We start from the raw sequence: 26,947 nt of genomic DNA, 5'->3' as shown, positions 1-26,947 counted from the left end.
GAGGAGGACGAGATGACGACCACGACGACCCGACCCCTCAACCCGCACCTGCTGCCGGCGACCACCCACTCCTACCTCGCCCGTGCGGCGGAGTCCCTCCAGGAGGCGATCTCGGCGCGCGACGTGCCCACCCGCTACGCCTGTGCGCACGTGGCGGCCCTGCGGTCGGCCGCCGCCCTGCTGGCCGCGCGTGCCCACCCCGCGCCCCGCGCCCGCCGCCAGAAGAACGCCTGGGTCCTGCTGGCCGAGGTGGCCCCCGAGATGGAGGAGTGGGCGCGGTTCTTCGCCGCCGGCGCGAGCAAGCGCGCGGCGGCCGAGGCCGGGTCGACCCGGGCGGTCACCGAGCGTGAGGCCGACGACCTGGTCCGCGACTCCGACCGGTTCCTGGCCGTGGTCGAGCAGGCGCTCGGGCTGGTGCCCCATGCCCCGGCAGCCGTGAGCCACACGACCGGCCAGAGCGGTGTCGCCTGACCCGTTCGTCCATCTCCACGTGGCCTCGGGCTACTCCCTGCAGTACGGCGCCTCCAACCCGCACGTCCTCGTCGAGCGCGCCGTGGAGCACGAGATGGACGCGCTCGCCCTCACCGACCGCGACGGCACCTACGGTGCGGTCAAGTTCGCCCAGGCCTGCCAACAGGCCGGCATCCGGCCGATCCTCGGCGTCGACCTGGCCGTCGCGCCCGTCGGTCCCGGTGCGTCCGCCGCTCCCGGAGCGCCAGGCGCCCCCGCCGGCCCGGCCGGTGCAGGGCGGGCCCCGGTGCGCGGGGGCGCGCACCGTGACCTGCCGGCCCACCGCGGGGGCCTGCCCCGGGTGACGTTCCTGGCCGGCGGCAGGGCCGGTTGGGCGGCGATCTGCCGGATGGTCTCCGAGACCCACCTCCACGGGGAGCGGGGCCGGCCGGTGGCCACCCTCGACCTGCTCGCCCCGCACCTCGGCAACGGTGACGTCATGGTCCTGCTCGGTCCGACCTCCGAGCTCGGGGTCGCCGCGGTCCGGCGCCGCGACGACCTCGCCCTGGCGGCGCTGGCGCCGTGGCGCGAGGTGGTGCCCCGCGACAACCTCGTCGTCGAGCTGGTGTCCCACCGGCTCCCCGGCGGGGGCAGCGCCGGGGGAGGGTGGGGGCCGGGCACCTCGCCGCACGCCGCCCGGATGGCCGGTGTCGCCCGCCGGGCCGGCCTGGGCACCGTCCTCACCAACGCGGTCCGCTACGCCGACCGCCTCGACGCCCCGACCGTCGACGTGCTCGACGCCGCCCGCCGGCTGGTGGCGCTCGACCGCCGCCACGTCGACCGGGCCAACGCCGAGGGCTTCCTCAAGTCCGGCAAGCAGATGCACGAGGTGGCCGAGGAGGTGTGCCGGCTTGCCGGGCTGGCCCACGACAGCGACACCGAGGCCCGCCGGCTGCTCGCCCGCACCCGGGCCGTCGCGGACCGGTGCGCCCTCGACCCGCGCGGTGACCTCGGGCTGGGCGAGGTGCACTTCCCCGAGTTCGACCGGGCGGGGGAGCCGGGGGAGTCGGCGCACGCGGCGCTGCGCGCCCGGTGCGAGGCCGGCATCGGCCACCGCTACGGCCAGGCGCCCCGGCAGCGCATCTGGAAGCGGCTCGACGACGAGCTCGAGCTGATCCGCGGGCTGGGCTACGCCTCCTACTTCCTCACCGTCGCCGACATCACTGACCTGATCGGCGAGATGGGGGTGCGCCGGGCCGCGCGCGGCTCGGGGGCGGGCAGCCTGGTCAACTATCTCCTCGGCGTCTCCGGGGTCGACCCGATCCGTCACGGACTGCTGATGGAGCGCTTCCTGTCACCGCTGCGCGCCTCGCTTCCCGACATCGACATCGACGTGGAGTCCGCCCGCCGCCTCGAGGTCTACGAGGCGATCCTCGCCCGCTACGGCGGCGACCGCTGCGTGTGCGTCTCGATGATGGACACCTACCGCGTCCGGCACGCGGTCCGCGACGTCGGCGCCGCGCTGGGCATGCCGCCCGGCGAGGTCGACGCGATCGCCAAGGCGTTCCCGCACATCCGGGCGCGCGACGCCCGCACCGCGATGCGCGACCTCCCCGAGCTGCGGGCCAGTGGCCTGGCCAGCGAGCGCCTCGACCTGATGTTCCGGCTGGTCGAGCGCCTGGACGGACTGCCCCGGCACATCGCCGTCCACCCGTGCGGGGTGCTGCTCTCCGACGACACCCTGCTCTCCCGCACGCCGGTCGAGGCGTCGTACGCCGGCTTCCCGATCAGCCAGTTCGACAAGGACGACGTGGAGGCGCTGGGGCTGCTCAAGCTCGACGTGCTCGGCATCCGCATGCAGTCGGCGATGGCGCACGCGGTGTCCGAGATCTCCCGCGTCGACGGGGTCGAGGTCGACCTCGACGACGAGGTGCAGGTGCCCTTCGACGACGACAGGACCTACACGATGATCAGCTCGGCGCGCACCCTCGGCGTCTTCCAGATCGAGTCCCCGGGCCAGCGCGAGCTGGTGGGCAAGTCGGGCATCGAGTCCTTCAGCGACATCATCACCGACATCTCGCTCTTCCGGCCGGGACCGGTCAAGAGCGACATGATCACGCCCTACCTCGAGGCCAAGCAGGGCTGGAAGACCGTCCGCTACATCCACGAGGACCTGCGCCCGATCCTGGAGCAGACCCAGGGGGTGGTGGTCTTCCACGAGCAGGTCATCGAGATCATCGCCCGGTTCGCCGGGGTCTCCTACGCCGAGGCCGACGAGAAGCGGCGCGCGCTCGGCGACGTCGAGGGGATGGCCGAGACCGAGGTGTGGTTCTTCCCACGCGCCCTGGCCCGCGGCTACGACCTCGCGCTGGTGACCCGCATGTGGAAGGTCGTCGCGGCGTTCGCGTCGTTCGGCTTCTGCAAGGCCCACGCGGCGGCCTTCGCGCTGCCCACCTACCAGTCGGCGTGGCTCAAGGCCCACTGGCCGGCGCACTTCCTGTCCGGGGTGCTCACCCACGACCCGGGCATGTATCCCAAGCGGCTGATCCTCGAGGACGCTCGCCAGTTCGGGGTCGGGGTGCTGGGCCTCGACGTCAACGCCTCCGAGGCGTCGTACGTCGTCGAGCGCCTCGGGGACGGTTACGCGATCCGGCTCGCCCTCGCCGAGCTCAAGGGCATCAGCGAGGCCGAGGTGTCGCGCATCGTCACCGCCCGCGGCGGCACCGGCGCGGACTGCACGACCCCCTACGCGTCGCTCAGCGACTTACACGCCCGGGCCCGGGTCTCCCGACCGGTGCTGGAGCGGCTCGTGCTGGCCGGTGCCTTCGACGACCTCTACCGCATCGCGAGCGGCGAGCACGAGGTCCGACCGCGGGGCCGGCTGACGCGCCGCGACCTGCTGCTCCAGGTCGCCGAGCTCGACCGGCACACCCGGATGCTCGACCGCACCTCGCGGGGCCGGGGCCTGGCGGCGCGGCGGGTCTCGGCGATGGTGCGACCCGAGCAGACCGCGCAGGAAGCCGCCCGGCGCACGAGCTCCGACCCGGCCGTGCGGGCGGCGGCCCAGTCGCAAGCGGCCCGGCCGGTCCGGGAGGCCGACTCGGTCCAGCTGACCCTCGAGCTCGGCGACGAGCCGGGGGCGGGGGAGCCGGTCACCGGGCTGCCCGAGATGACCACCGACGAGCGGATGCGGGCCGAGCTGGAGATCCTGGGGCTCGACGTCAGCCAGCACGCCGTCGCGCCCTACGCCGACTTCCTCGACGACCTCGGCACCACCCGCAGCCGCGACCTGCTGCGCCGGCGCAGCCGCGCCGAGCTGCTGGTCGCCGGGGTCAAGGTCGCGACCCAGACGCCGCCGATCCGGTCGGGGCGACGGGTCGTCTTCCTGACCCTCGACGACGGGACCGGACCGGTCGACTGCACGTTCTTCGAGGACGCCCAGGGTCCCTACGCCGCCACCGTCTTCCACTCGTGGCTGCTCGTGGTCCGCGGCGAGCTGCGGCGCACGGGTCGGCGCGGGGTCTCGCTGCGCGCCACCGGCGCCTGGGCGCTGCCCGACCTGCATGCGCTGTGGCGGCGCGAGCGCACCCGCGAGGCGGCGCTGGCCGCGGTGCTCGCCGAGATCGGCCGGGTCCCGGTGGGGTGGACCGATCCCGACGAGCCCGGGCACCGACGGGTGCTGGTGCACTCCAGCGGCTTCCAGATGTCTCCCTACGCCGACATCAAGCCGGCCGGCGACGACACCAGGGACGTCGCGCGCAAGCTGTGGGTCGAGGAGGGCGCCCAGCGCCCGTCCCGCAACCTGTGGCACCGCAGCCCGGGGAGCCCGGGATGACGCCGGACGTGCCCCCGGTCCTCCCGGCGATCCCACTAGGGTTGGCCCCATGTCAGCCAGCGAGCGCCGCCAGTCCGTCCGCACCGGCGTGGTGTGGTCAGCGGTCCGCGAGGTGCTGGGGTCCACCGACCGCGCCCCCCAGGCCGGGATCGTCGACATCGGCGGGGGCACGGGCGGGTTCGCCGTCCCGCTGGCCGAGCTGGGTCACCACGTCCAGGTCATCGATCCCAGCCCCGACGCCCTCGCCGCCCTCGACCGGCGGGCCCGGGAGAGCGGCGTCGCCGACCGGGTCACCGGCCAGCAGGGCGACCTCGGCGACCTCGCCGGCCTCGTCGAGGCCGGCAGCGTCGACCTGGTCCTGTGCCACGGCGTGCTCGAGGTCGTGGACGACCCGGCCGCCGCGCTGGCGGCCATCGCCGGTGTGCTGCGCCCCGGCGGCCACCTCAGCCTGCTGGTCGCCCAGCGCCACGCGGCCGTCGTGGCCCGGGCGATGGCCGGTCACTTCCAGGCCGCCCGCGACCTCCTCGACGCAGGCACGCCGAGCGGCCACCCCGGCCGGGCCGGCCACCGCTTCACCCGCGACGAGCTCGAGCCGCTGCTCGCGGGCGCCGGGCTGGAGACCACCTCCGTCCACGCCGTGCGCGTCTTCGCCGACCTCGTCCCCGGCTCCCTGCTCGACCTCGAGCCGGGCGCCACGGCTGCGCTGGTGGCGCTCGAGCAGGCGGTGTCGACCCGTCCGGAGTACTTCCCCCTCGCCACCCAGCTGCACGTCCTCGCCCGCGCCTGACCGGTCACCGGCCCTGCCGCCCGCCCGGTTGCCCGGGACGGCGCCGGACGACCGGCGGTCGCCATGACCGGACTGCCTGCCGGGCGGCCCGACCCGTCGTGGCGCGCCCCGCTCCTGCACGTCGACATGGACGCGTTCTACGCCTCGGTCGCCACCCGGGACCGGCCCGACCTGGCCGACGTCCCGGTCATCGTCGGCGGCGGCACCCGCGGGGTGGTGCTCTCGGCCAACTACCTCGCCCGCCAGTACGGCGTCCGCTCGGCGCTCCCGATGACCCGCGCCCGGCGGATGTGCCCGCAGGCCGTGGTGATCGCCCCCGACTTCGAGACGTTCAGCGCAGTGTCGTCCTCGGTGATCGAGAACTTCCGCCGGATCACCCCACTGGTGGAGGTCGTCTCGCTCGACGAGGCGTTCCTCGACGTCCGCGGCTCGACCCGCCGCCTAGGATCGCCGCGGGACATCGCGGGGCTGCTGCGCGCCACGATCCACGACGAGCAGGGCATCACCTGCTCGGTCGGGGTGGCGGCCTCGGTGTCGGTCGCCAAGCTGGCGAGCCGTCGGGCCAAGCCCGACGGCGTGGTGGTGGTCCCACCCGAGCGCGTCACCTCCTTCCTGCACCCGCTCGACGTGGGGGAGCTGTGGGGGGTGGGTGACAAGACCCGCGAGATGCTCCACCGCCTCGGGCTGGTCACGGTGGGGGACGTCGCCGACACCCCGCTGCGCACCCTCCAGCGCGCGGTCGGCGTACACCTGGGCAGCCAGCTCCACGACCTGGCCTGGGGCACCGACCGGCGCACGCTCACCCCGCGCTCGGGGCCATTCGAGCCGGACCGCTCGATGGGGGCCGACGAGACCTTCGCCCGCGACACCGACGACCGCGACGTCATCGTCCGCGAGCTGCTCCGGCTCTCCCACCGGGTGACCGGGCGAATGCGCACCGCGGGGGTGGCAGGTCGCACGGTGACGATCCGGATCAGGTTCGCCGACTTCACGACCATCACCCGCTCGCGCACCCTCCCCGAGGCCACCGACGTCACCGTCGACGTCTACCGCGTCGCCACTCGCCTCTACGACGCGCTGGGCCTCCAGCGCGCCCGCCTCCGGCTCGTCGGGGTGAGGGTGGAGGGTCTCGTCCCACGCGGGTCGGTGCACAGACAGCTGGTGCTGGGGGAGGCGGAGCACGGGTGGGCGGAAGCCGATCGGGCGGTCGACCGGGCCACCCGCAGGTTCGGCGCGGCGGCCGTCCGGCCGGCGAGCCTGATGTGATCAGCACCCGAAACGGGCGAATTTCGAGAGGCGGCTACCCGGTTGCCCACCGGGTGCCTAGACTTGTCACACGGCTGGCACACGACGTGTTGGTGGAGGAGGTAATGATGCCGCTGTCCGAGGAAGAGCTGCGGATGCTCGAGCAGATGGAGCGCGCGCTCGTCGCAGAGGACCCCAAGCTGGCGTCCACCCTGCGTGGCACTGCGATGCAGCGGGCCGCTCGCCGTCGCGCGATCGCCTCGGGCGTCGTCTTCGTCGCCGGCATGGCCCTGCTCACCGGTGGTGTCATCTTCCGCCAGACCATCCTCGGCATCGTGGGCTTCCTCGTGATGCTGGCCGCGGCCGTCGTGGTCGTGACCGCCCTGCGCCACCCCTCCAGCTCCGGCCCACACATGCGCGACACCCGCCACGACGGCTTCGGTGTCGTCGACGGCGGCAAGGCCGCCAAGTCGCCGCGCTTCCAGCGCAACCGGCGCACCAAGGCCTCCGGCTCGTTCATGGAGCGCATGGACGAGCGCTGGCGCCGGCGCCGCGACAACGGCCCCTTCTGACGCACACGAGCCCACCACGCCGGACGGGCTTCCGCACGACGTCATGAGCCCTGGTCGTCCGGACAGCCAGGTTCCATGACGTCCGCAGTAGCGGCCTGGCGTATGTCCGTGGTCACCCCGGCACCTCCGCCTCCAGCGTGGACGTACAGCCGGGCGAGTCCCTGGCCCCGGAGACTCCCACGCACCTGCGTGGAAGCACAGCCGGGGGATGCCGAGTTCTCCTGGACTCCCGCCTCCCTGCGTGGAAGTTCAGCCGGGCGACGCCGTGGCGCCCGAACTTCCGCACTCCTGCGTGGAACTTCAGCCTCCGTGAGCTGACGGGGCCCACCGGCTGACGCGATGATCCCGCCGGGTCAGCCCGGCCCCGCGGCGTCAGCCCGGGTGGTCGGCGAGCTCGCGCTCCTCGGCGGGCGCCCGGGTGACGACCTCGGTGGCCGGCCGGTGCGGGGCGGGGCGCAGCGACCGGGGCCACCGTCGGGCCCGGCGGGCGACCCGGGGCGCGACCCCGGCGACGAGGGCCTCCTCGACGGCGGCCACGTCGGCGGCACGCACGTGGGAGTCACCCGGCGTCGACGAGCGGGCGTAGCGGCTCTGCTCGAGCTCGGTCACCAGCCGGTCGAGCGCAGCGGCGCCCTCGGGTGCGAGGTCCCGACCCCGGCGCGGCCGGTCCGAGCGCTCCGTCTCGACCCCGGGCGCACCGAAGCGCTCCCCGAGCCAGGTGCCGATGGCGCGAGGCGACCGACCTCCGGGCCAGCCGTGGCCCAGGTCGATGGCCAGGTCGCGCAGCTCCTGCCACGCCTCCTCGACGCCGCCCGTGAGGCGGCGTTCGCGCCGCTGGCGTCGGACGAGGCCGGGCACCAGCAGCACCGCGGCGACCAGCAGCAGGACCAGGAGCACCAGCACGATCGGCACCCACGGGATCGAGGTGCCGTCGTCGTCCGCGTCGGCCGCGGCGTCGGCCTCCGGGGTCTGGCCGCGGTCCGGCAGTGCCTCCGACGTGCGGGTGGCGCCGGGGGAGGCCGACGGCTCCTCGATGGTGGGCAGCTCGCCACGGGTGTAGACGGGCACTGTCTCGGCCCGGCCGCCGGGACCACCCGGTGTGGGCTCGAACCGCACCCAGCCGGAGCCGGGGAAGTAGAGCTCGGGCCAGGCGTGCAGGTCGTGGGAGGAGAACTCCCAGGTGTCGGGGCCGGCCGCCTGCGGCTCGAGGAAGCCGACCGCCACGCGCGACGGGATCCCGATGATCCGGGCCATGATCGCCATCGACGCGGCGAACTGCTCGCAGTAGCCCACCCGGCCCGTGCTCGCGTCGAGGAAGGAGTCGAGGTCGCCGTCCGCGGCGTCCTCGGCCGCGTTGACGTCGTACGTGAAGCCGCCGTCCTCGCGGAACCACTGCTGGAGCGCCCGCGCCTTGCGGAATCGGGTGGGGGCGTCGCCGGTGACGGCGGCCGCGAGGGTGCGCACGTTGCTGGACACGCTGGGCGGCACCTCGAGGTAGGCCGCCCGGACCTCGGCGGCGCCGGAGACGGCCCGGTCCATGGCCGCGCCGTCGAGCTCGAGCGAGACGGCCGTGAAGTCGTAGGACTTGCCGGCCGTGGTCACCTCGTCGTCGGCACTGATGAAGTCCATCGTCGAGGTGTCGTAACGCCAGTCGCCGGTCGCCTGGATGTCGGTGAGGTGGGCCGTGGTGGGCAGCCACGTCGACTCGAAGTCGGTGCTGACCTGCACGCGGTACTCCGACTCCTCGCGCGGCACGGACGGATCCACGCCGTCGAGGGCGGGCAGCTCACCCCGCGCGACCTGGGTCTCGGGGATGTCGCGGTCGCCCGGGGTCCAGGTGTCGCCGTTGAAGCGGGTGAGCACGGAGTACCGGAGGTAGGTCGGCCGCTCACCGTCGGTGCTGACCAGGACCAGGGGCCGGTCCTCACCGCGCACCAGGTCGCGGCGCAGGTCCACCATGGGGTCGGCGACCTGGATCTCGCGCTTGCCCGGGCCCTGTCCGTCGAAGAGCGCGACGTCGAGGGTGGGGATCAGCACCGGCAGCGTGAGCGCCATCGCCGTCGCGCTGGCACCGATGGCGACGGCGGACCCGCGGACGGCCCCGGTGCGCACGCCGAAGCCGGTCGGGTCGGCGTCCTCCTCCTCGACCTCGCGGCCCCACCGGGTCACCTGCTCCTCGTGGGCGATGAACATCATCGCCAGGAAGCCGGCGGCGACCAGCACGAAGGTCCACCACGAGGTGCCCTCGCCGGTGACCGAGACCGGCACGGAGTACGCCGTCAGCAGCACGAGTCCGGCCAGCGGCACCCGCCGGAGGGTGCAGGCGAAGAGGTCGGTGGCCAGCAGGGTGAGGGCTCCGCCGACCAGCAGCAGGGCGTGCACGGGCGGCACGTTGGGCGGCACCGGCGCCTCGTACAGCCGGGCGGACTCGAGCCCCGCGGAGAAGGCGTCCCCGAAGGCACCGATCGTCGCCCCGGTGGGCAGCATCGACCCGGTGACGACGAAGAGCAGCCACAGGGCCGAGCACGCGACCTGGCCGAGGACCACGACGGCCCCCGGCACGCGCATCCACCGCGCGGTGGCGCCACCGACGGCGATCGCGATGGCGAGGAGGAACAGCGGCATCGTGACCGATGCGGCGTCGGAGGTGAGGATGCGCCAGGACAGCAGGGTGAACCACGACGTGCCGGCCGCGAGACCGGCGAGGAGCAGCGCGGGGCCGAGGCGGGTGCGGTGCGTCATGCGCCCACCCGCTCCCGCTTGCCGAGGCGTCCGAGCTCCTGCCAGACCACCTCGAGGTGGTCGCGCGGCGTCAGCGTGACGGCCTTCCAGCCGCGGGCGGCGAGCGCCTGGGCGGTGCTGCCCGTCGCCGACGGCGGCAGGTGTGGGGCCCACTGGTCGACGTCGAGGGCGATCGCCGCCGTCGTGCTGGCGTGGTGCTGCATCCGCTTGAGGAACGGTGCGTCGGCGTCGGAGACCTGGCCGAGCACGGCGACCAGCAGTCCGCCCTGGCCGGCCTCGGCCAGCCAGCTGGTGTCGAGCCGGGGGGAGTGCTCGATCTGCACGACCGCGAGCGCCTCGAGGAGGGGAGCGGTGTTGACCGCCGCGCTGCGTGAGTGCCAGGCGGTGCCGGGCTCCTCGCCCCCGGCGGTGACGAGGCGTACGGCGTACCCGCGCTGCGCGAGGTGGACCGCGACGGACGCGGCGGCCGAGACCGCGGCCTCCAGCGACGACGCGACGCCCTGCCCGCGGTGCGAGATGAGCCGGTTGTCGAGGAAGACGGTGGCCCGCGACTGCCAGGGCTGCTCCTCGCGGCGGACCATCAGCTCGCCCACCCGGGCCGAGCTGCGCCAGTGCACCCGGCGCAGGTCGTCGCCGCGACGGTACTCGCGGACGGTGACGTCCTCGGCGCTGCCGGTCGCGAACGAGCGCGGCCGGTTGTCGCCCGAGCCGGTCCACGCGCCCCCCAGCAGGATGCCCGGGAGGGGGACCGTGCGCGGGGTGACGGTGAGCGAGGCCGTGGTGTGGAAGGCGCGCCCGAGCTCGATGAGGCCGAAGGGGTCGGTGACCCGCACCGTCATTGGTCCGACGTCGAAGTGGCCCCGCACGTCGGAGCGCACCGTGTAGTCCACGTGCCGTCGCCAGCCGTGGCCGATGCCCTCGAGCACGAAGCGCGGCCGCGGGCCGAGGACGTAGGGCAGGTGGTCCTCCAGCAGGAGCACCCCCGTCGGCGTACGCGCCTCGTTGGTGAGCGTGAGCTGGATGCGCGACGACTGGCCGGCGGCGACCAGCTGGGGGGACACGGTGCGGACCAGGGCGAGCCGGTAGCGCGACCGTCCGATCCACAGCGCGGTCAGCAGGGGGAGCGCGGTGACGAGCACGCCGACGCGCACCAGGGCCGGGTGCCCGACGATCATCGAGCAGACGATCGTCGTGACACCGGCAGCCAGGAAGGCCCGTCCGCGGACGGTCAGACCGGCGAGCGCCTCACGCACGGTCCGGCTCGGGGACGGGGACGCCGGTCACGATCGCGTCCAGGATCGACCCGCTGGATCGGCCGCCCATCGCCGCCTCGACGCTGGGCAGCAGCCGGTGCGCCAGGACCGGGCGGGCCAGCCCGTGGACGTCATCGGGGAGCACGTAGTCGCGACCGCGCATCGCAGCGGCCGCCTTGGCCGCGCGGACGAGGTGGAGGGTCGCGCGCGGCGAGGCGCCGAGGTGCAGCTCGGTGGAGGTGCGGGTGGCGGTGGACAGCGCCACGGCGTACCGCTGGACGGCGGGGGCGACGTGCACCCTGCCGACGATCTCGATGAGCTTGCGGATCTCGCCGGCGTCGGTCACCGCCTCGAGGTCGTCGAGCGGGTTGGTCGTGGTGTGCGAGCCGAGCATCGCCAGCTCGGCGGCCTCGACGGGGTAGCCCACGGACACGCGCGCCATGAAGCGGTCGCGCTGCGCCTCGGGGAGGGCGTAGGTGCCCTCCATCTCGATGGGGTTCTGGGTCGCGATGACCATGAACGGCTTCTCGAGCATGTACGTCGTGTTGTCGACCGTGACCTGGCGCTCCTCCATGGCCTCCAGGAGCGCGGACTGCGTCTTGGGGGAGGCCCGGTTGATCTCGTCGCCGACCACGATGTTGGCGAAGACGCCGCCGGGGCGGAACTCGAACTCGCGGGTGTCCTGGTTGAAGACGGAGACGCCGGTGACGTCCGAGGGCAGCAGGTCGGGGGTGAACTGGATGCGTCGCACGGTCGAGTCGATGCTGCGGGCCAGGGCCTTGCTCAGCTGGGTCTTGCCGACGCCGGGGACGTCCTCGATGAGGAGGTGACCCTCCGCCAGCAGCACGACGAGCGCGGCGTTGACCACGTCCGGCTTGCCCTCGATGACGTGCTCGATGTTGGCGCGGACCCGGCCGACGACGCGTGCCAGCGTGTCGAGGTCGGAACCTCCGCCGTGGGCCCCGTTGCCGGTGCCGTCCTGGATCGACGTACTCACGTGCTGTTCCCCACTCCCTGACCGAGGAGGGGACCAGCACGACGCCGGCCCCACGTCCTCCCCACCGTATGACGTGGGCGCAACATACCCGCGCCCTGACGCCGAGAGCGGAGACCGGAGCGGGATTCCCCACCTTTCGCCCCACTTTCCTCCACCACCGGCCACCGGGACAGCCCCTTTCCTCCCCACCGGCGCTCCACCGGTGCTCCCCGGTCGCTGCACCGGACCCGTCCGCAGGCCGCTGACCTGCGGTTTCGACGCCGTACGCCGCTCGCGGACGCCGACCGACGGCCACCGGGCACCCGCCGGTCGCCGCGTGGAGGAACGCGCCATCCGGGCGGCGAAACACGCGTGGAATGGTTGACGGTGGAGCGATGTGGAGTAGAGTGGTGGAAAGTGGGGAACAGGGTCGGAGAGGTGGGTGCCAGATGTTCTTCGGCACCTACACGCCCAAGCTCGATGAGAAGGGCCGGCTCTTCCTCCCCGCGAAGTTCAGGGACCAGCTGACGGAGGGACTCGTGGTGACCAGGGGACAGGAGCGCTGCCTGACCGTCTGGTCGATGGACGACTTCTCCTCCCTGACCGACCGGCTCCGCCAGGCGCCGGTCACCAACAAGGGCACTCGTGACTACGTCCGCATGTTGTTCGCGGCGGCGTCGCAGGAGGTCCCTGACAAGCAGGGCCGCATCTCCATCCCGGGGCCGCTGCGCGAATACGCGTCGCTCACCAAGGACGTCGTGGTCATCGGCTCGATGAACCGCATCGAGATCTGGGACCCGGCGGCGTGGACGGCCTACTCGGAGGAGCAGGAGCAGAAGTTCTCCGAGCTGAGCGACGAGGTCTTCCCCGGTATCTAGCACCGCCCGCTCCACCCCGCACCACCAACTCAACAGCTGATCCGGCACCACAGCACCAGGTCTCGTGCCCGCTCTCCCGTCGCCATCTGGGGCAACTTCCCCGTGCACCAGATGGCCTTCCCCATCGGGGGAGCGGGCAGGGACCTGGCGAGGTGGCTCCGGATCAGTCGCACATCAGCACCCGGCAGCACCAGCACCACCCGTCAGCACCACCAACCGCGTCAGTGGGGTCGAGTTCATGAGCACAGCCGTCAGGGGGCAGTCCGTCGCCGGCCGTCCGCCGCGCGTGCGCGACCAGGCCCGCGACGCCGTCACCGTGATGGCGTTCTCCGCCGCCACGTCCGGTGCGATCGCCGCCGCGCTCGTCCTGCTCTCACACCTGGGCCGGCAGGGCTGAGCGGATGACGACCCCCAGCCACGCCCCGGTGCTCCTCGACCGGGTCGTCGCTCTCCTCCAGCCTGCGCTGGACCGCGAGGGCGCCGTCCTCGTCGACTGCACCCTCGGCCTCGGCGGACACACCGAGGCCGTCCTCGAGCGCCTGCCCCGGGCCCGGGTCATCGGCATCGACCGCGACACCGCCGCTCTCGAGATGGCCGGCGCGCGCCTCGCGACCTTCGGCGACCGCTTCACCGGCGTGCACGCGGTCTACGACGAGATCCCCGACGTCCTCGCCGACCAGGGCCTCGAGGCCGTCGACGGGGTCCTCTTCGACCTCGGCGTCTCCTCGATGCAGCTCGACGTGCGCGAGCGCGGCTTCGCCTACGCGGTCGACGCCCCCCTCGACATGCGGATGGACGGGACCACCGGCATCACCGCCGCCGAGGTCCTCAACACCTACTCGGTCGGCGACCTGACCCGCGTGCTCCAGGAGTACGGCGAGGAGAAGTTCGCCCGCAAGATCGCCCGCGCCGTGCAGCGCGAGCGCGAGACCGAGCCCTTCACCACCAGCGCCCGGCTCGTCGAGCTGCTGTACGCCGAGATCCCGGCGCCGGCGCGGCGTACCGGGGGACACCCCGCCAAGCGGACCTTCCAGGCGCTGCGCATGGAGGTCAACGACGAGCTCGCCGTCCTCCGGCGGGCGATCCCCGCGGCCATCGACGCGATCAACGTCGGCGGCCGCGTCGTCGTCGAGTCCTACCACTCCCTCGAGGACCGGCTGGTCAAGCGGGCCTTCACGGCTGTCACCCGCCTCGACGTGCCGGACGACCTGCCGTTCATCCCCGAGGGCAGCGAGCCCGCGTTCCGCAACGTCACCCGGGGTGCCGAGCAGGCCGACGAGCACGAGATCGAGCAGAACCCGCGAGCAGCCTCGGTGCGCCTCCGTGCACTCGAGCGAGTCCTTCCCCACCGAGGTCCCCACCGAGGAGTCGCCTGATGAGCAGCCCGGCCACCCAGATCCGCCACCGCGTCCCGCGCATCGCGCAGGAGGCCGTCGAGCGGGCCCGCCTCTCGGTCGTCCCGCGTACCCGCACCCGGGCACCCAAGGTCCCCTTCGTGACCCTGGTCAGCCTGGTGCTCGTCGGGGGCATCGTGGGGCTGCTGCTCTTCAACACCTCGATGCAGCAGGCGTCCTTCGCCGCGACCGCGCTCGAGGAGGAGGCCACCAACCTCGCCGCCCGCGAGCAGACGCTGCAGATGGAGCTCGACGAGCTGCGCAACCCGCAGCGGGTCGCCACCCAGGCCCAGCAGATGGGCATGGTCGTGCCGGCGGCGCCGACCTTCCTGACGCTCGGCGGTGGCGCGGTCGAGGGCGTCAAGACCCCGGCCACCCCCGAGGACCGCCTCAACCTCACCCCGCCCGCCCCGGTCAAGCCCGAGATCCTCGCCCCCGCGCCGACGATCGTCGAGGTCCCCGCGGCCGAGGTCCCGGCCCCGGAGACGACGGCGGAGGACGAGGCGGCCGCTGCCGCTGCTGCTGCTGCGGGGACGACGCCCGACGCCACGACGGACGCCCGCAAGAAGAACCGCACCCGTCGCTGACGGCGCGGCCTGACGGCCAACCCCGGTCGTTCCCGGTAGAAATGGGAGCGACCCCACCAGTCACACCAACCACACGCAGACCACCCCCACGCAGACCACCCAGGACGGAGACGGAGTGCCCGCCAACCGGACCAGCAACCGGACCGCCAGCCGGACCACCGCCCGGCGCGGGTCGCCGCAGCTGCGCCTGCGGGTGGGCCTGGTCCTCATCGCGATGGTGCTGTCGTTCTTCGGCGCCCGGCTCGTGCAGCTGCAGGGCATCGACCCCAAGTCGTACGCCGCCATGGCGGCCGCCGAGGGCGTGCAGACGGTCATCCTCCCCGCCGAGCGCGGGGACATCCTCGACCGCAACGGCGTCCCGCTGGCCGACTCGATCCAGGGGAAGATGGTCATCGCCGACCCGGTGATGACCGCCGACGACGCCCCGGCGATCGCGCAGATCCTCTCCGCCGGCCTCGACGTCGACTACTTCCGCACCCTGCGCGCCCTGCGGGGGCGCGAGGAGGGCAGCCGCTACGAGTACGTCGCCCGCCGGGTGCCGAGCACGACGGCCACCGACGTGCTGGCCCAGCTCTCCGAGGCCGGCTACCAGGGCGTCACCACCGAGGACGACCCGATCCGCGACTACCCGGCCGACGACGTGGCCGCCAACGTGCTCGGCTTCATGGGCACCGACGAGCCGCTCGGCGGCTTCGAGCGCACCTTCGACCAGCAGCTGGCCGGCGAGGACGGCACCGCGCGCTACACGGTCGGCGGCGGCAACCGGGTGCCCCTGGGGGAGAACAGCGTCGTGCCGGCCCGCAACGGCGAGGCACTGCGCACCACGATCGACCTCGACCTGCAGTGGTTCACCCAGCGCGTCCTGGCCCAGACCCTCCAGAAGTACCGCGCGCAGAGCGGCGTGGCGCTGGTGATGGACACTCGCACGGGCGAGCTGCTCGCCCTGGCGGACGGTCCGACCTTCGACGCCAACGCCCCGCTCGAGGCCGACAAGGAGGACCTCGGGTCCCGCGCCCTGAGCGAGGCCTACGAGCCGGGCTCGGTCGAGAAGGTCCTCACCGCCGCCTCGCTCATCGACGCCGGCAAGGTCACGCCTCGGCAGAAGTTCCGGGTGCCCGCCCTGCTGCACCGCCAGGACCGTCCCATCGGCGACTGGTTCGACCACGGCAACATCAAGCTGACGCTGACCGGCATCCTCGCCAAGTCGTCCAACATCGGCACCGTGCTCGCCGCCGACGCGTTCACGCCGCAGGAGCTCACGACCTACCTGCGCTCCTTCGGCCTCGGGTCGCGCACCGACGTCGGCGTCCGCGGCGAGTCGCCGGGCATCCTCACCGACGGCGACCTGATGACGTCCCAGACCAAGGACCGCGTCGCCTTCGGCCAGTCCCTGTCGGTCAACGCGGTGCAGATGACCGCGGCCGTCAACACGATCGCCAACGGCGGCGTCCGCATCGCGCCCAGCCTCGTCCAGGGCAGCGCCACCACCGACGAGGGCGTCGAGGTCGGCACCGACCACGCCGAGGCCACCCGCGTCGTCAGCGAGCAGGCCGCACGCCAGACCGCCCGGATGATGGAGCGGGTGACCCACGAGGGTGCCGGCGTCGCGCCGATGGCCGCCGTCCCCGGCTACCTCACCGCCGGCAAGACCGGCACCGCCCAGCGCGTGGAGGACGAGTGCGGCTGCTACGACGGCTCCACCACGGTCTCCTTCGGCGGCTTCGCCCCCGCCGACGACCCCCGCTTCACGGTCTACGTCGCGGTGCACGCGCCGCAGGTCGACGGCGGTGGCGCCACCATCGCCGGTCCGGCGTTCTCCCGGATCCTCGGCTACGCCCTGGGCCGCTACGGCGTCCCGCCGACCGACGGCAAGCCCTCGCGCCTGCCCGTCGAGTGGTGACTAGTCTCGCCACGTGATCGGCAACCCCCAGACCGGCACCCGCCCCGGACAGCCCGTCGTGACCCGACTGGCCGACCTGGTCGACTGGCTCGGCACCCTGACCCCCGTGCGCGGTGACGGCGACCTCGACGTCGCGGTCACCGGGATCTCCCTGAGCACCCAGCGCATCCTCCCCGGCGACCTGTACGCCGCCCTCCCGGGCACCCGTGCGCACGGCGCCGACTTCGCCGACCAGGCCCTCGCCGCGGGAGCCGTCGCCGTGCTCACCGACGCCGACGGCGCCGACCGCCTGCCGCCCGGCACGCCGGTGCTGGTCGTCGAGCACCCCCGCGCGGTCCTCGGTCGCGTGGCGGCCCACCTCTACGGCGATCCCACCGCCGACCTCACCGTGATCGGCGTGACCGGCACCCAGGGCAAGACCACGACGACCCGGCTGCTGGAGGCGGGTCTCGAGCAGGCCGGCGTACCCGCCGCCGTCGTCGGCACCGTCGGCACCCGCATCCACGGCGTCGACGTGAAGACGTCGCTCACCACCCCCGAGGCCCCGGACCTCCACGGCCTCTTCGCGGTGATGCGCGAGCAGGGCGTCGTCGCCTGCGCGATGGAGGTCTCCAGCCACGCCCTCGTCCTCGGCCGGGTCGACGGAGTCGTCTTCGACGTGGCGACCTTCCTCAACCTGGGTCGCGACCACCTCGACTTCCACCCGGACGTGGAGGACTACTTCGCCGCCAAGGCGTCCCTCTTCACCCCCGAGCGGGCCCGGCTCGGGCTGACCAACGTCGACGACGAGCACGGCCGGTTGCTGCTGGAGCGGGCCGCCATCCCCATGCAGACCTTCTCGAGCGAGGGTCGCGACGCCGACTGGCGGGCTGTGGACGTGGAGCTGGCCGGCGACGGCGCCCGCTTCACCGTCACCGGCCCCGAAGGCCTCCGGGTCGACGCCGGGGTGCCCGTCCCCGGCGCCTTCAACGTCTCCAACGCGCTCGCGGCGATCGCCTCCGCGGCGCTGGCCGGCCTCGACCCCCACCAGGTCGCGCGCGGCATCGCGGCCGGCGGGGGAGTGCCGGGCCGGCTGGAGCGCGTCGACGCCGGACAGGACTTCACCGTGGTCGTCGACTACGCCCACAAGCCCGACGCGGTCGAGGCCGTGCTCGCCACCCTGCGTCCGCTCACCGACGGGCAGGTCGTCGTCGTCCTCGGCGCCGGTGGCGACCGCGACCCCGGCAAGCGGCCGATCATGGGCGAGATCGCCGCCCGTCTGGCCGACGTCGTGATCGTCACCGACGACAACCCGCGCACCGAGGACCCGACCGCGATCCGGGCCGCCGTCGTCGCCGGGACCGGCGAGGGAGCGGCCGAGGTGGTCGAGATCGGCGACCGGCGCGCGGCCATCCGCGACGCCGTACGCCGCGCGCGTCCCGGGGACGTGGTGCTCATCGCCGGCAAGGGCCACGAGACCGGGCAGGAGGTGCACGGAGAGGTGCACCCCTTCGACGACCGCGTGGTCGCCGCCGAGGAGATCGCGCAGGCCCGCCGATGATCGAGATGACCCTGGCCGAGATCGCCGAGGCCGTGGGCGGCGTCGCCCACGGCGAGGCCACCGTCACCGGTGGTGCCTTCGTCGACACCCGCACCCCCGAGCCCGGCGGCCTGTTCGTCGCGGTCGAGGGCGAGCGGGTGGACGGCCACGACTTCGCCGGTACGGCGCTCGCGGCCGGCGCCGCCGCCGTCCTCGGCAGCCGGCCGACCGAGGCCCCGACGGTCGTCGTCGACGACGTCGTCCGGGCCGTCGGTGTGCTGGCCCGTCACGTCGTGGACCAGCTCCCCGACACCACCGTGCTCGCCCTCACCGGCAGCCAGGGCAAGACCGGCACCAAGGACTACCTCGCCCACGTGCTCGAGGCCGCCGGGCCGACGGTCGCGACCCGCGGCAACTTCAACAACGAGATCGGCGTGCCGCTCACGGTCCTTCGGGCGACCGAGGAGACCCGTTACCTCGTCGTCGAGATGGGCGCACGGGGCATCGGCCACGTCGGCTACCTCTGCACCGTCGCGCCGCCCACGGTGGCCGCCGTGCTCAACGTCGGCACCGCCCACATCGGGGAGTTCGGGAGCCGCGAGGCCATCGCCCAGGCCAAGGGCGAGATCGTCGAGGCGCTGCCCGCCCACGGCACCGCCGTGCTCAACGCGGAGGACCCGCTCGTCGCGGCCATGGCGGAGCGCACCGTCGCGCAGGTGCGGACCTTCGGGCCGCCGCCCGCCGACGTCGCGGTCAGCGACCTGGTCAGCGACGAGCTCGGGCGCCAGTCCTTCGACCTGACCCACCTCGGATCCGGGGCCACCGTGCACCTCGCGCAGGTCGGTGCCTTCCAGTGGCGCAACGCTGCAGCGGCCGCCGCCATGGCGCTGGCCGCCGGGGTCGACCTCGACACGGTCGCCGACGCGCTCGCCGACGCGCAGTCGGCCAGTCGCTGGCGGATGGAGGTCAGCGAGCGCTCCGACGGGGCGGTGGTGGTCAACGACGCCTACAACGCCAACCCCGAGTCGATGGAGGCCGCGCTGGAGTCGCTGCAGGTCATCGGCCGCAGCTCCGGGCGTCGTACCGTCGCCGTCCTCGGCGAGATGCTCGAGCTCGGCCCGGACGCCGAGCAGGCCCACCGCCGCGTCGGGGACTTCGCGCAGGCCGCCGGCGTGGACGTGCTGGTGACCGTCGGCGAGATGGCTGCCCACATGGCGACCGGGTGGCCCCGTGAGGCGATCATCACGGCGGGGCGTGACGAGGCACTGGTCTGGTTGCGGGAGAATGTGTCGGCTGCCGACGTCGTCCTGGTGAAGGCATCGCGAGGCGCGGCGCTCGAAGTCGTCGTCGAAGGATTGTTGGCCCCCGACCCGGGTGGCACCGAAGGGAGCAACGCATGAGAGCGATCCTGCTCGGTGGCGGGCTCTCGCTGCTGATCTCGCTGATCGGCACCCGTTACGCGATCAAGGTGCTCGCGCGCCGCGGCTACGGCCAGGAGATCCGCGACGACGGGCCCACGACCCACCACACCAAGCGGGGCACGCCCACCATGGGCGGGCTCGTGATCATCCTGGCCACGGTGGTCGGCTACTTCACGGCCAAGCTCATCACCCTGCAGATGCCGTCGGCCTCCGCGATGTTGCTGCTGTTCCTCTTCGTCGGGCTCGGCGTGGTCGGGTTCCTCGACGACTTCATCAAGATCAGCCGGCAGCGCAACCTCGGCCTGCGCAGCCGCGCCAAGATGATCGGGCAGACCGTCATTGCGGTGGTGTTCGGGTTCCTGGCGCTCTCTCCCGCGCTGGAGGACGACCGCGGCCAGACGCCGGCCTCCCACCACATCTCCTTCATCCGCGACTACGAGGCGTTCGCGCTGCCGACCGTCGTGGTGATCGTCCTGATCTGGTTCTTCGTCACTGGGTTCAGCAACGCGGTCAACCTCACCGACGGCCTCGACGGCCTGGCCACGGGGTGCAGCATCCTGGTCTTCGCGGCCTACACGCTGGTCAACATCTGGCAGAACTCCCAGTCCTGCGCCATCGAGGCCGGGCCGAAGTGCTACGAGGTGCGCGACCCGCTCGACCTCGCGGTGATCGCCGCCGCGATCACCGGTGCCTGCTTCGGCTTCCTGTGGTGGAACGCCTCGCCGGCCCAGATCTTCATGGGGGACACCGGCTCCCTCGCCCTCGGTGGCGCCATGGCCGGCTTCGCCATCATGACGCGCACCGAGCTGCTCCTCGTCATCATCGGCGGGCTCTTCGTCGCCGTCACCCTCTCGGTGATGATCCAGGTGTCGGTCTTCAAGGTGAGCCGGGCCAGCGGGGCCTTCCGGTCGGTCTTCCGGGTCGAGCCGGGTCACCGGGTGTTCCGGATGACGCCGCTGCACCACCACTTCGAGATGCTCGGCTGGGAGCAGGTCACCATCGTGATCCGCTTCTGGATCATCACCGGCCTGTGCGTGGCGACCGGCGTGGGGATCTTCTACGCCGAGTGGGTCGCGGGCATCGGATGAACCACCCCGACCTCGACCAGCTGGGTCGACACACCCCCTGGGACGGCGTGAAGGCCGTGGTCGCCGGTTTCGGCGTCTCCGGCTTCGCCGCCGCCGACAACCTGCTCTTCCTCGGCGCCGGCGTCACCGCCCTCGACGAGGCGACCAGCGACGAGAAGGCGGAGAAGGCCACCCTCCTCGAGAGCCTCGGCGGCGACATCCGCCTCGAGCCCGGGGCCACGGCCACGCTGCCCGACGACGTCGACCTGCTCGTCACCTCGCCCGGCTGGCGCCCCGACGCGCCGCTGCTCGCCCAGGCCGCCGCCCGCGGCGTACCCGTCTGGGGCGAGGTGGAGCTGGCGTGGCGCCTGCGCGACACGGACGAGTTGGGGCGGGCCACGCCGTGGCTGGCCGTCACCGGCACCAACGGCAAGACCACGACGGTGCAGATGCTCGACTCGATCCTGCGGGCCGCCGGGCTGCGCAGCGCGTGCGTCGGCAACGTGGGGCGCCCGATCGTCGAGGCGGTCATGGACCCCGAGCCGTACGACGTCCTCGCCGTCGAGCTCTCCAGCTTCCAGCTCCACTACACGCACTCGATGAGCGCGGAGTCGGCCGCCGTGCTCAACGTCGCGCCCGACCACCTCGACTGGTATCCCGGCGGCATGGACGACTACGCCGCCGACAAGGGCCGGATCTACGAGCGGGTCAGCCGTGCCTGCGTCTACAACGTCGCGGACCCGGCGACCGAGCGGCTGGTGGCCGAGGCCGACGTGGTCGAGGGGGCCCGGGCGATCGGCTTCACCCTCGGGATGCCCTCGGTCGGCATGGTCGGCGTCGTCGAGGACATCCTCGCGGACCGCGCCTTCATCGAGGAGCGGTCCACCAGCGCCGCCGAGCTCTGCACGATCGCCGACCTCGCGTCCCCGGCGCCGCACTTCGTCGCCAACGCCCTGGCGGCGGCCGCGCTGGCCCGGTCCCACGGTGTCTCGCAGGCCGCCGTGCGCGAGGGGCTGCGCGCCTTCCGCCCCGACGGCCACCGCATTGCGCACGTCGCGGAGCACGGGGAAGTGACCTGGGTCGACGACTCCAAGGCCACCAACCCTCACGCCGCCCAGTCGTCGTTGCAGGCCTACGACCAGGTCGTCTGGATCGCCGGCGGCCTGGCCAAGGGGGCGCGCTTCGACGACCTCGTGCAGGCCGTCCGGGGTCGTCTCCGGGGCGTCGTGCTGCTCGGCGCCGACCGCCACGTGGTCGCCGACGCCCTTTCGCGACACGCCCCCGATGTGCCCGTCATCGAGATCGGCGACGGGGAGACTGGGGACCCGATGGAGCGCGTCGTCGACGCGGCTGCCCGGCTCGCCCGCGAGGGCGACACCGTGCTGCTGGCGCCGGGATGTGCCTCCATGGACATGTTCGCCAACTACGGCGCCCGTGGCGACGCCTTCGCCGCCGCGGTCCACCGTCGGATCGAGGGTCCCGGCAGCTGAGCCGGGAGGAGGGAGCGGCCGCGATGACCACCCTGTCGCCGGGCCCGGCTCCCCAGTCCACCGGCACCGACGCCACGACCGGCGACGCCGAGACGCCGACCCGGCTCATGCCGCGGGTGCCGGGACGTCCCGGGCTCTCCGGGCTGCCCGGCCTACGTGGCCTCCACGCCCTGCGCGAGGCGCTCGACCGGCCCCTGTCGAGCTACTACCTGCTGCTCGGCGCCTCGACGCTGCTGCTCACCATCGGCCTGATGATGGTGCTGAGCTCCTCGAGCGTCGACGCCTACAAGACCACCGGCGACTCCTACGCGATCGTCAAGCGCCAGCTGATGTGGGTGCTCCTCGGCCTGCCGTGCGCCTTCATCGCCTCCCGCATGTCGCACGCCTGGATCCGCCGGCTGGCCTGGCCTGCCTACCTCCTGTCGCTGACCCTGCTGCTGCTCACCGCGTTCCTCGGCGTCGAGCGCAACGGCAACCAGAACTGGCTGGCCGTCGGCCCCCTCGCGATCCAGCCCTCCGAGGTAGCCAAGCTCGGCCTGGTGCTGTGGGCCGCCAACATCTACGCCCGCAAGGAGCGCCGGCTGGGCCGCGTGCACGAGATCATGATCCCGGTCGTGCCGGGCATGCTCCTGGCCACCGGCCTGGTCATCCTCGGTCGCGACCTCGGCACCGCGCTGGTGCTGTTCGCGATCCTGCTGGGGATGCTCTGGGTGGTCGGCGCGCCGCCGCGCTTCTTCGTGCTGAGCATCTCGATCATCGGCGTCGCGGTGATGTTCCTGGCCGCCATGGACGCCGAGCGCCTCCAGCGGATCACCAACTTCTCCGACCCGTTCAAGGACTACCTCGACACCGGCTGGCAGCCGGCGCACGGGCTCTACGCGCTGTCCACGGGCGGGTGGTTCGGTCAGGGCATCGGCGCCTCCACGCAGAAGTGGGGCGGCCTGCCCGAGGCCCACAACGACTTCATCTTCGCCGTCCTGGGCGAGGAGCTCGGCCTGGTCGGCACGCTGCTCGTGATCGGCCTGTTCTTCACCATCGCCTTCGCGGCGATCCGCATCGCGTCCCGCACCGCCGAGCCGTTCGTGCGCTACATGTCCTTCGGCATCGTGGTGTGGCTGCTCGGCCAGATGATCATCAACGTCGGCATGGTGCTGGCCGTGATGCCGGTCATCGGCATCCCGCTCCCGCTGGTCTCCTACGGCGGGTCCGCCCTGCTGCCGTCCCTGGTCGCGCTGGGGCTCCTGGTCGGCTTCGCACGGCGCGAGCCGGAGGCCGCCGCGGCCCTGGCGGCGCGTCGTCGCAACCGCTCGGCCGGGCTGTCGGCGCCGGGCACGCGCTGACCGGCCCTCCCCGATAGGTTTCTCCTGATGCGCGTACTCCTCGCCGGCGGTGGCACCGCCGGCCACACCTCGCCCCTGATCGCCACCGCCGACGCCCTGCGGCGGCTCGACCCGACGGTCGAGGTCCACTGCCTCGGCACGCCCCGCGGCCTGGAGAACACCGTCGTGCCGCGGGCCGGCTACCCCCTCCACCTGATCCCGCCGGTGCCGCTGCCGCGCAAGCCCTCGGGCGAGCTGCTGCGGGTGCCGCTGCGGCTGCGCGACGCCGTACGCCGCACGCTCGAGGTCTTCGACACGGTCCAGCCCGACGTCGTCGTCGGCTACGGCGGCTACGTCTCGATGCCGGCCTACCTCGCGGCCCGCCGCCGACGGCTGCCGCTGGTGGTGCACGAGCAGAACGCCCTGCCGGGCCTGGCCAACAAGGTCGGCGCGCGGGTGGCCGACCGGGTCGCGGTGAGCTTCCACGGCACGCCGCTGCCGAAGGCCGAGTACGTCGGCCTCCCCATCCGCCGGATGATCTCCACCCTCGACCGCGAGGCGGCCCGCGCCGGCGCCCGCCGCTTCTTCGGCCTCGACGCCGACCGCCCGACGCTGCTCGTCACCGGGGGCTCCCAGGGCGCCCGGCAGCTCAACCAGTCCGTCTCCGCGGCCGCCGAGGCCCTCGGAGAGGCCGGGGTGCAGGTGCTGCACGTCGTCGGCCCCAAGGGCGAGGCCAGCCCGGTCGCGACCGGCGTGCCCTACAAGGTGCTCGACTTCGTCGACCGGATGGACCTCGCGTACGCCGCCGCGGACCTCGTCATCTGTCGCTCCGGCGCGTCCAGCCTCACCGAGGCCGCGGCCGTCGGGCTGCCCGCCGTGTTCGTGCCGCTGCCGATCGGCAACGGCGAGCAGACCCTCAACGCCCGCACCGTCGTGGACGCCGGGGGAGCGCTGCTCGTCGGCAACGAGGCCCTCACGCCGGAGTGGGTCCGCGCGACCGTGCCCGGCCTGCTCCACGACACCGACCGGCTGGCCCGGATGGGCGCCGCCGCTGCCGCGCTGGTGCCCCGCGACGCCGACGAGGCGCTGGCCCGCATCATCGTGGAGGTCGCCCGGTGAGGGTGCCCGTCCCCGACGAGCTGCTCCCCGCCGACCGGCTCGGCCGGGTGCACTTCATCGGCATCGGCGGTGCGGGCCTCTCCGCGATCGCCCGGATCATGGCCGCGCAGGGTGTGCCGGTCAGTGGCAGCGACGACCAGGACACCCCGTTCCTCCCGTCGTTGCGCGAGGTCGGCGTCACCTGCCACCTCGGCTACGACGCCGCCCACCTCGGCGACCTCGGGCCCGACGACACCGTCGTGGTCACCACTGCCGCGCGCGAGGACAACCCCGAGGTGCTCGAGGCCCGCCGTCGCGGCCTGCGGGTGCTGCCACGCTCGGCCGGCCTCGCCGCCGTGATGGCCGGACGGCGCGTGCTCGCCGTCGCCGGCACGCACGGCAAGACGACGACCACCGGCCTGCTCACCAGTGCGCTGCTCGCCGCGGGCGCCGACCCGACGTACGCCGTGGGCGGGGTGCTCACCGCGACCGGTCGCAACGCCGACGCCGGCTCCGACGACCTCTTCGTCGCCGAGGCCGACGAGAGCGACGGCGCCTTCCTCGTCTACCGCCCGTACGCCGCCATCGTGACCAACGTCGAGGCCGACCACCTCGACAACTGGGGCACCGAGGAGGCCTACCACGCGGCGTTCGACGAGTTCGCCGGCACGATCGACCGCGACGGGTTCCTCGTCGTGGTCGGTGACGACGCCGGGGCCGCGGCTCTGGCGACGTACGCCCGGTCCGACGGGCTCGAGGTCATCACCGTCGGTGAGGGCGAGTCCTGCGACCTGCGGCTCGTCGACGTGGCCTTCGAGGGTTCCACCTCCCGCGGCCGGGTGCTGCGCGACGGCGTCGAGGTCGGCGACCTGGTGCTCCGCATCCCCGGCCGGCACTACCTCCTCGACGCCCTGGCCGCGCTCGCCCTCGGCCTCCGGCTCGGGCACGACGCCGACGGCCTCCTGGCCGGGCTGGCCGGCTTCACCGGGACGGGCCGGCGGATGGAGCTGAAGGGCGAGGGGTCGGGCGTGCGCGTCTACGACTCCTACGCCCACCACCCCGTCGAGATCGCCGGCGACCTCCAGGCCGCCCGGGCCGTGGCCGGCGACGGCCGCATCGTCGTCGCCTTCCAGCCCCACCTCGTCTCCCGCACCCGGATCTTCGGGGAGCAGATGGGCGTCGCGCTCGGTGCTGCCGACGAGGTGGTCGTCCTCGACGTCTACCTCGCGCGCGAGGACGCCGACCCGTCGGTGACCGGGGCCCTGGTCGCCGACGCCGTGCCGCTCGACGCCGAGCACGTCCTCTTCGAGCCCGACTTCGACGCGGTGCCCGCGGCCCTCGTGGCCCGCGCGCGCCCCGGCGACCTCGTGCTGACACTCGGTGCGGGCAGCATCACCCAGCTCGGCCCCCGGGTCCTCGACCTGTTGCGGGGAGCCCGTGGCTAGCGCGACCCGCACCCGTCCCTCGGAGGAGGAGCGCCGCGAGCAGCGGGTCCGGCAGCGCTTCGCGCGCCGGCAGTGGGCACGACGCTGGATGCACTGGCGGGTCGTCGTCGCCGTGCTCGCGGTGGTGGCGCTCGTCGCCACGTCGGTCTGGCTGGTGTTCTTCTCAGCGGTGCTCGCCATCGGCAAGGTCGACGTCGACGGCAACCGCCTGCTCGGCCCGGACCGCGTCCTCGCGGTCGCCGAGGTCCCGATGGGGGAGCAGCTCGCGCTGGTCGACCTCGAGGCCATCTCCCGCCGGGTGGCGGCACTGGCCGAGATCGAGGACGTCGACGTGACCCGCTCCTGGCCCGACGGCATCCGGATCGACGTCACCGAGCGCACCGCCATCGCCGTCGTCGAGCTCGGCGGCCGGCTGCGCGGGCTCGACGCCGAGGGCGTGGTCTTCCGTGACTACCGGACCGCGCCCAAGGGCATGCCGCGGGTGCGGCCCACCACCTCCACCGGCTCCGACGCCCTGGCCGAGGCCGCGGGCGTCGTCGCGGTGCTCCCCAGCGACCTCGCCGCCCGGGTGGACCACGTCGAAGTGCAGACCATCGACCAGATCACCCTGGTGCTCCGCGACGGCCGCCAGGTGCTGTGGGGGAGCGCGGAACAGTCCGAGCTCAAGGCGCGGGTGCTGCCCGAGCTGCTCGCCGCGCAGCGCGCGCAGGTCTACGACGTGAGCGTGCCGGAGAGCCCGATCACCCGACCCAGCTGAGCTTCCAGCAGGACGACACGGCGCGACCCACACAAAAGTCCGCCGAAACTTCCGGGGTCGTGGGCGTGTCGGCGAGAACGGTCGTCGTCGCGTGCCTATGTTCTTCTGCAACGCGAGGTTGACATAACTATAACCCTCAGGTTCACGGTTAGAGTTCCGGATCCCGAGGGCAGGGGATGCCAGCCACGCACCTTCCCCGATACACCCAGCCC

General features: G+C 73.4%; 21 protein-coding genes. 18 read left to right on the top strand and 3 right to left on the bottom strand.

The genetic code is table 11. The features are described from left to right. The first annotated feature begins 12 nt into the window (after positions 1–12). From DAE25_RS21090 to DAE25_RS21070, 5 genes are all read left to right on the top strand, one after another. Positions 13–471 (top strand): SAV_6107 family HEPN domain-containing protein, encoded by a 459-nt coding sequence (locus DAE25_RS21090; protein WP_107768166.1) that lies wholly within the window; start codon positions 13–15, stop codon positions 469–471. Continuing rightward, complete coding sequence (locus DAE25_RS21085) at positions 461–4,285, top strand: DNA polymerase III subunit alpha (RefSeq protein WP_107768080.1); 3,825 nt, start codon at positions 461–463, stop codon at positions 4,283–4,285. The genes DAE25_RS21090 and DAE25_RS21085 overlap by 11 nt, the downstream gene beginning before the upstream one ends. Positions 4,286–4,334: 49 nt before the next feature. Beyond that, complete coding sequence (locus tag DAE25_RS21080) at positions 4,335–5,072, top strand: methyltransferase domain-containing protein (RefSeq protein WP_107768079.1); 738 nt, start codon at positions 4,335–4,337, stop codon at positions 5,070–5,072. A gap of 63 nt (positions 5,073–5,135) precedes the next feature. Beyond that, positions 5,136–6,338: a DNA polymerase IV gene (dinB, locus tag DAE25_RS21075; protein ID WP_107768078.1), complete on the top strand. Its 1,203-nt coding sequence runs from the start codon at positions 5,136–5,138 to the stop codon at positions 6,336–6,338. Positions 6,339–6,445: 107 nt separating this feature from the next. Then, a complete protein-coding gene (locus DAE25_RS21070) occupies positions 6,446–6,889 on the top strand; it encodes a DUF3040 domain-containing protein (protein ID WP_107768164.1) in 444 nt (147 codons plus the stop codon). A gap of 372 nt (positions 6,890–7,261) precedes the next feature. On the opposite strand, the gene DAE25_RS21065 is transcribed toward DAE25_RS21070, so the two are convergent. Genes DAE25_RS21065 through DAE25_RS21055 form a run of 3 tightly spaced genes read right to left on the bottom strand, consistent with a single transcriptional unit; the run spans position 7,262 to position 11,815 of the window. Beyond that, positions 7,262–9,631: a transglutaminase family protein gene (locus tag DAE25_RS21065; RefSeq protein ID WP_107768077.1), complete on the bottom strand. Its 2,370-nt coding sequence runs from the start codon at positions 9,629–9,631 to the stop codon at positions 7,262–7,264. Next, positions 9,628–10,884, bottom strand: a complete 1,257-nt coding sequence (locus DAE25_RS21060) for a DUF58 domain-containing protein (RefSeq protein ID WP_107768076.1) — start codon at positions 10,882–10,884, stop codon at positions 9,628–9,630. Before DAE25_RS21060 ends, DAE25_RS21065 begins: the two co-directional genes overlap by 4 nt. Beyond that, entirely contained in the window at positions 10,877–11,815 is a 939-nt protein-coding gene (locus DAE25_RS21055) for an AAA family ATPase (protein ID WP_234411192.1), read from the bottom strand. The genes DAE25_RS21060 and DAE25_RS21055 overlap by 8 nt, the downstream gene beginning before the upstream one ends. Before the next feature lie 494 nt (positions 11,816–12,309). Between DAE25_RS21055 and mraZ the strand changes: the two genes are divergently transcribed. The 13 genes from mraZ to DAE25_RS20995 all read left to right on the top strand — a co-directional run bounded on the left by mraZ (position 12,310) and on the right by DAE25_RS20995 (position 26,735). After that, on the top strand, positions 12,310–12,738 hold the full coding sequence (gene mraZ / locus DAE25_RS21050; RefSeq protein ID WP_107768075.1) for a division/cell wall cluster transcriptional repressor MraZ: 429 nt from the start codon (positions 12,310–12,312) through the stop codon (positions 12,736–12,738). A gap of 238 nt (positions 12,739–12,976) precedes the next feature. Continuing rightward, positions 12,977–13,135, top strand: coding sequence for a hypothetical protein (locus tag DAE25_RS23315; protein ID WP_157559491.1), 159 nt, complete (start codon positions 12,977–12,979; stop codon positions 13,133–13,135). A 4-nt stretch (positions 13,136–13,139) separates the two neighbouring features. Then, positions 13,140–14,114 (top strand): 16S rRNA (cytosine(1402)-N(4))-methyltransferase RsmH, encoded by a 975-nt coding sequence (gene rsmH / locus DAE25_RS21045; protein WP_107768074.1) that lies wholly within the window; start codon positions 13,140–13,142, stop codon positions 14,112–14,114. After that, positions 14,114–14,719 (top strand): hypothetical protein, encoded by a 606-nt coding sequence (locus DAE25_RS21040; protein ID WP_107768073.1) that lies wholly within the window; start codon positions 14,114–14,116, stop codon positions 14,717–14,719. The genes rsmH and DAE25_RS21040 overlap by 1 nt, the downstream gene beginning before the upstream one ends. 115 nt (positions 14,720–14,834) lie before the next feature. Continuing rightward, positions 14,835–16,619, top strand: a complete 1,785-nt coding sequence (locus DAE25_RS21035) for a peptidoglycan D,D-transpeptidase FtsI family protein (protein WP_234411184.1) — start codon at positions 14,835–14,837, stop codon at positions 16,617–16,619. Positions 16,620–16,632: 13 nt separating this feature from the next. Then, positions 16,633–18,159, top strand: a complete 1,527-nt coding sequence (locus DAE25_RS21030) for a UDP-N-acetylmuramoyl-L-alanyl-D-glutamate--2,6-diaminopimelate ligase (protein ID WP_234411183.1) — start codon at positions 16,633–16,635, stop codon at positions 18,157–18,159. After that, entirely contained in the window at positions 18,156–19,538 is a 1,383-nt protein-coding gene (locus DAE25_RS21025) for a UDP-N-acetylmuramoyl-tripeptide--D-alanyl-D-alanine ligase (RefSeq protein WP_107768072.1), read from the top strand. The genes DAE25_RS21030 and DAE25_RS21025 overlap by 4 nt, the downstream gene beginning before the upstream one ends. Next, positions 19,535–20,647 (top strand): phospho-N-acetylmuramoyl-pentapeptide-transferase, encoded by a 1,113-nt coding sequence (gene mraY / locus DAE25_RS21020; RefSeq protein WP_107768071.1) that lies wholly within the window; start codon positions 19,535–19,537, stop codon positions 20,645–20,647. Before DAE25_RS21025 ends, mraY begins: the two co-directional genes overlap by 4 nt. Continuing rightward, positions 20,644–22,116, top strand: coding sequence for a UDP-N-acetylmuramoyl-L-alanine--D-glutamate ligase (gene murD / locus DAE25_RS21015; protein WP_107768070.1), 1,473 nt, complete (start codon positions 20,644–20,646; stop codon positions 22,114–22,116). The genes mraY and murD overlap by 4 nt, the downstream gene beginning before the upstream one ends. A gap of 23 nt (positions 22,117–22,139) precedes the next feature. After that, positions 22,140–23,456 carry a putative lipid II flippase FtsW gene (gene ftsW / locus DAE25_RS21010; RefSeq protein WP_234411182.1) on the top strand — a complete coding sequence of 439 codons (1,317 nt, stop codon included), beginning with the start codon at positions 22,140–22,142 and terminating at the stop codon, positions 23,454–23,456. Positions 23,457–23,483: 27 nt separating this feature from the next. Next, positions 23,484–24,554, top strand: a complete 1,071-nt coding sequence (murG, locus tag DAE25_RS21005) for an undecaprenyldiphospho-muramoylpentapeptide beta-N-acetylglucosaminyltransferase (RefSeq protein ID WP_056885443.1) — start codon at positions 23,484–23,486, stop codon at positions 24,552–24,554. Further along, positions 24,551–25,978: a UDP-N-acetylmuramate--L-alanine ligase gene (murC, locus tag DAE25_RS21000; protein WP_107768069.1), complete on the top strand. Its 1,428-nt coding sequence runs from the start codon at positions 24,551–24,553 to the stop codon at positions 25,976–25,978. The genes murG and murC overlap by 4 nt, the downstream gene beginning before the upstream one ends. After that, positions 25,971–26,735 (top strand): cell division protein FtsQ/DivIB, encoded by a 765-nt coding sequence (locus DAE25_RS20995; protein WP_234411181.1) that lies wholly within the window; start codon positions 25,971–25,973, stop codon positions 26,733–26,735. Before murC ends, DAE25_RS20995 begins: the two co-directional genes overlap by 8 nt. Positions 26,736–26,947 lie beyond the last annotated feature (212 nt).

The sequence above is a fragment of the Nocardioides terrigena genome (genome assembly GCF_003047265.1).
In the GTDB taxonomy this organism is placed as follows: Bacteria; Actinomycetota; Actinomycetes; order Propionibacteriales; family Nocardioidaceae; genus Nocardioides; species Nocardioides terrigena.
This window is presented reverse-complemented; position numbering and strand designations above follow the sequence as displayed.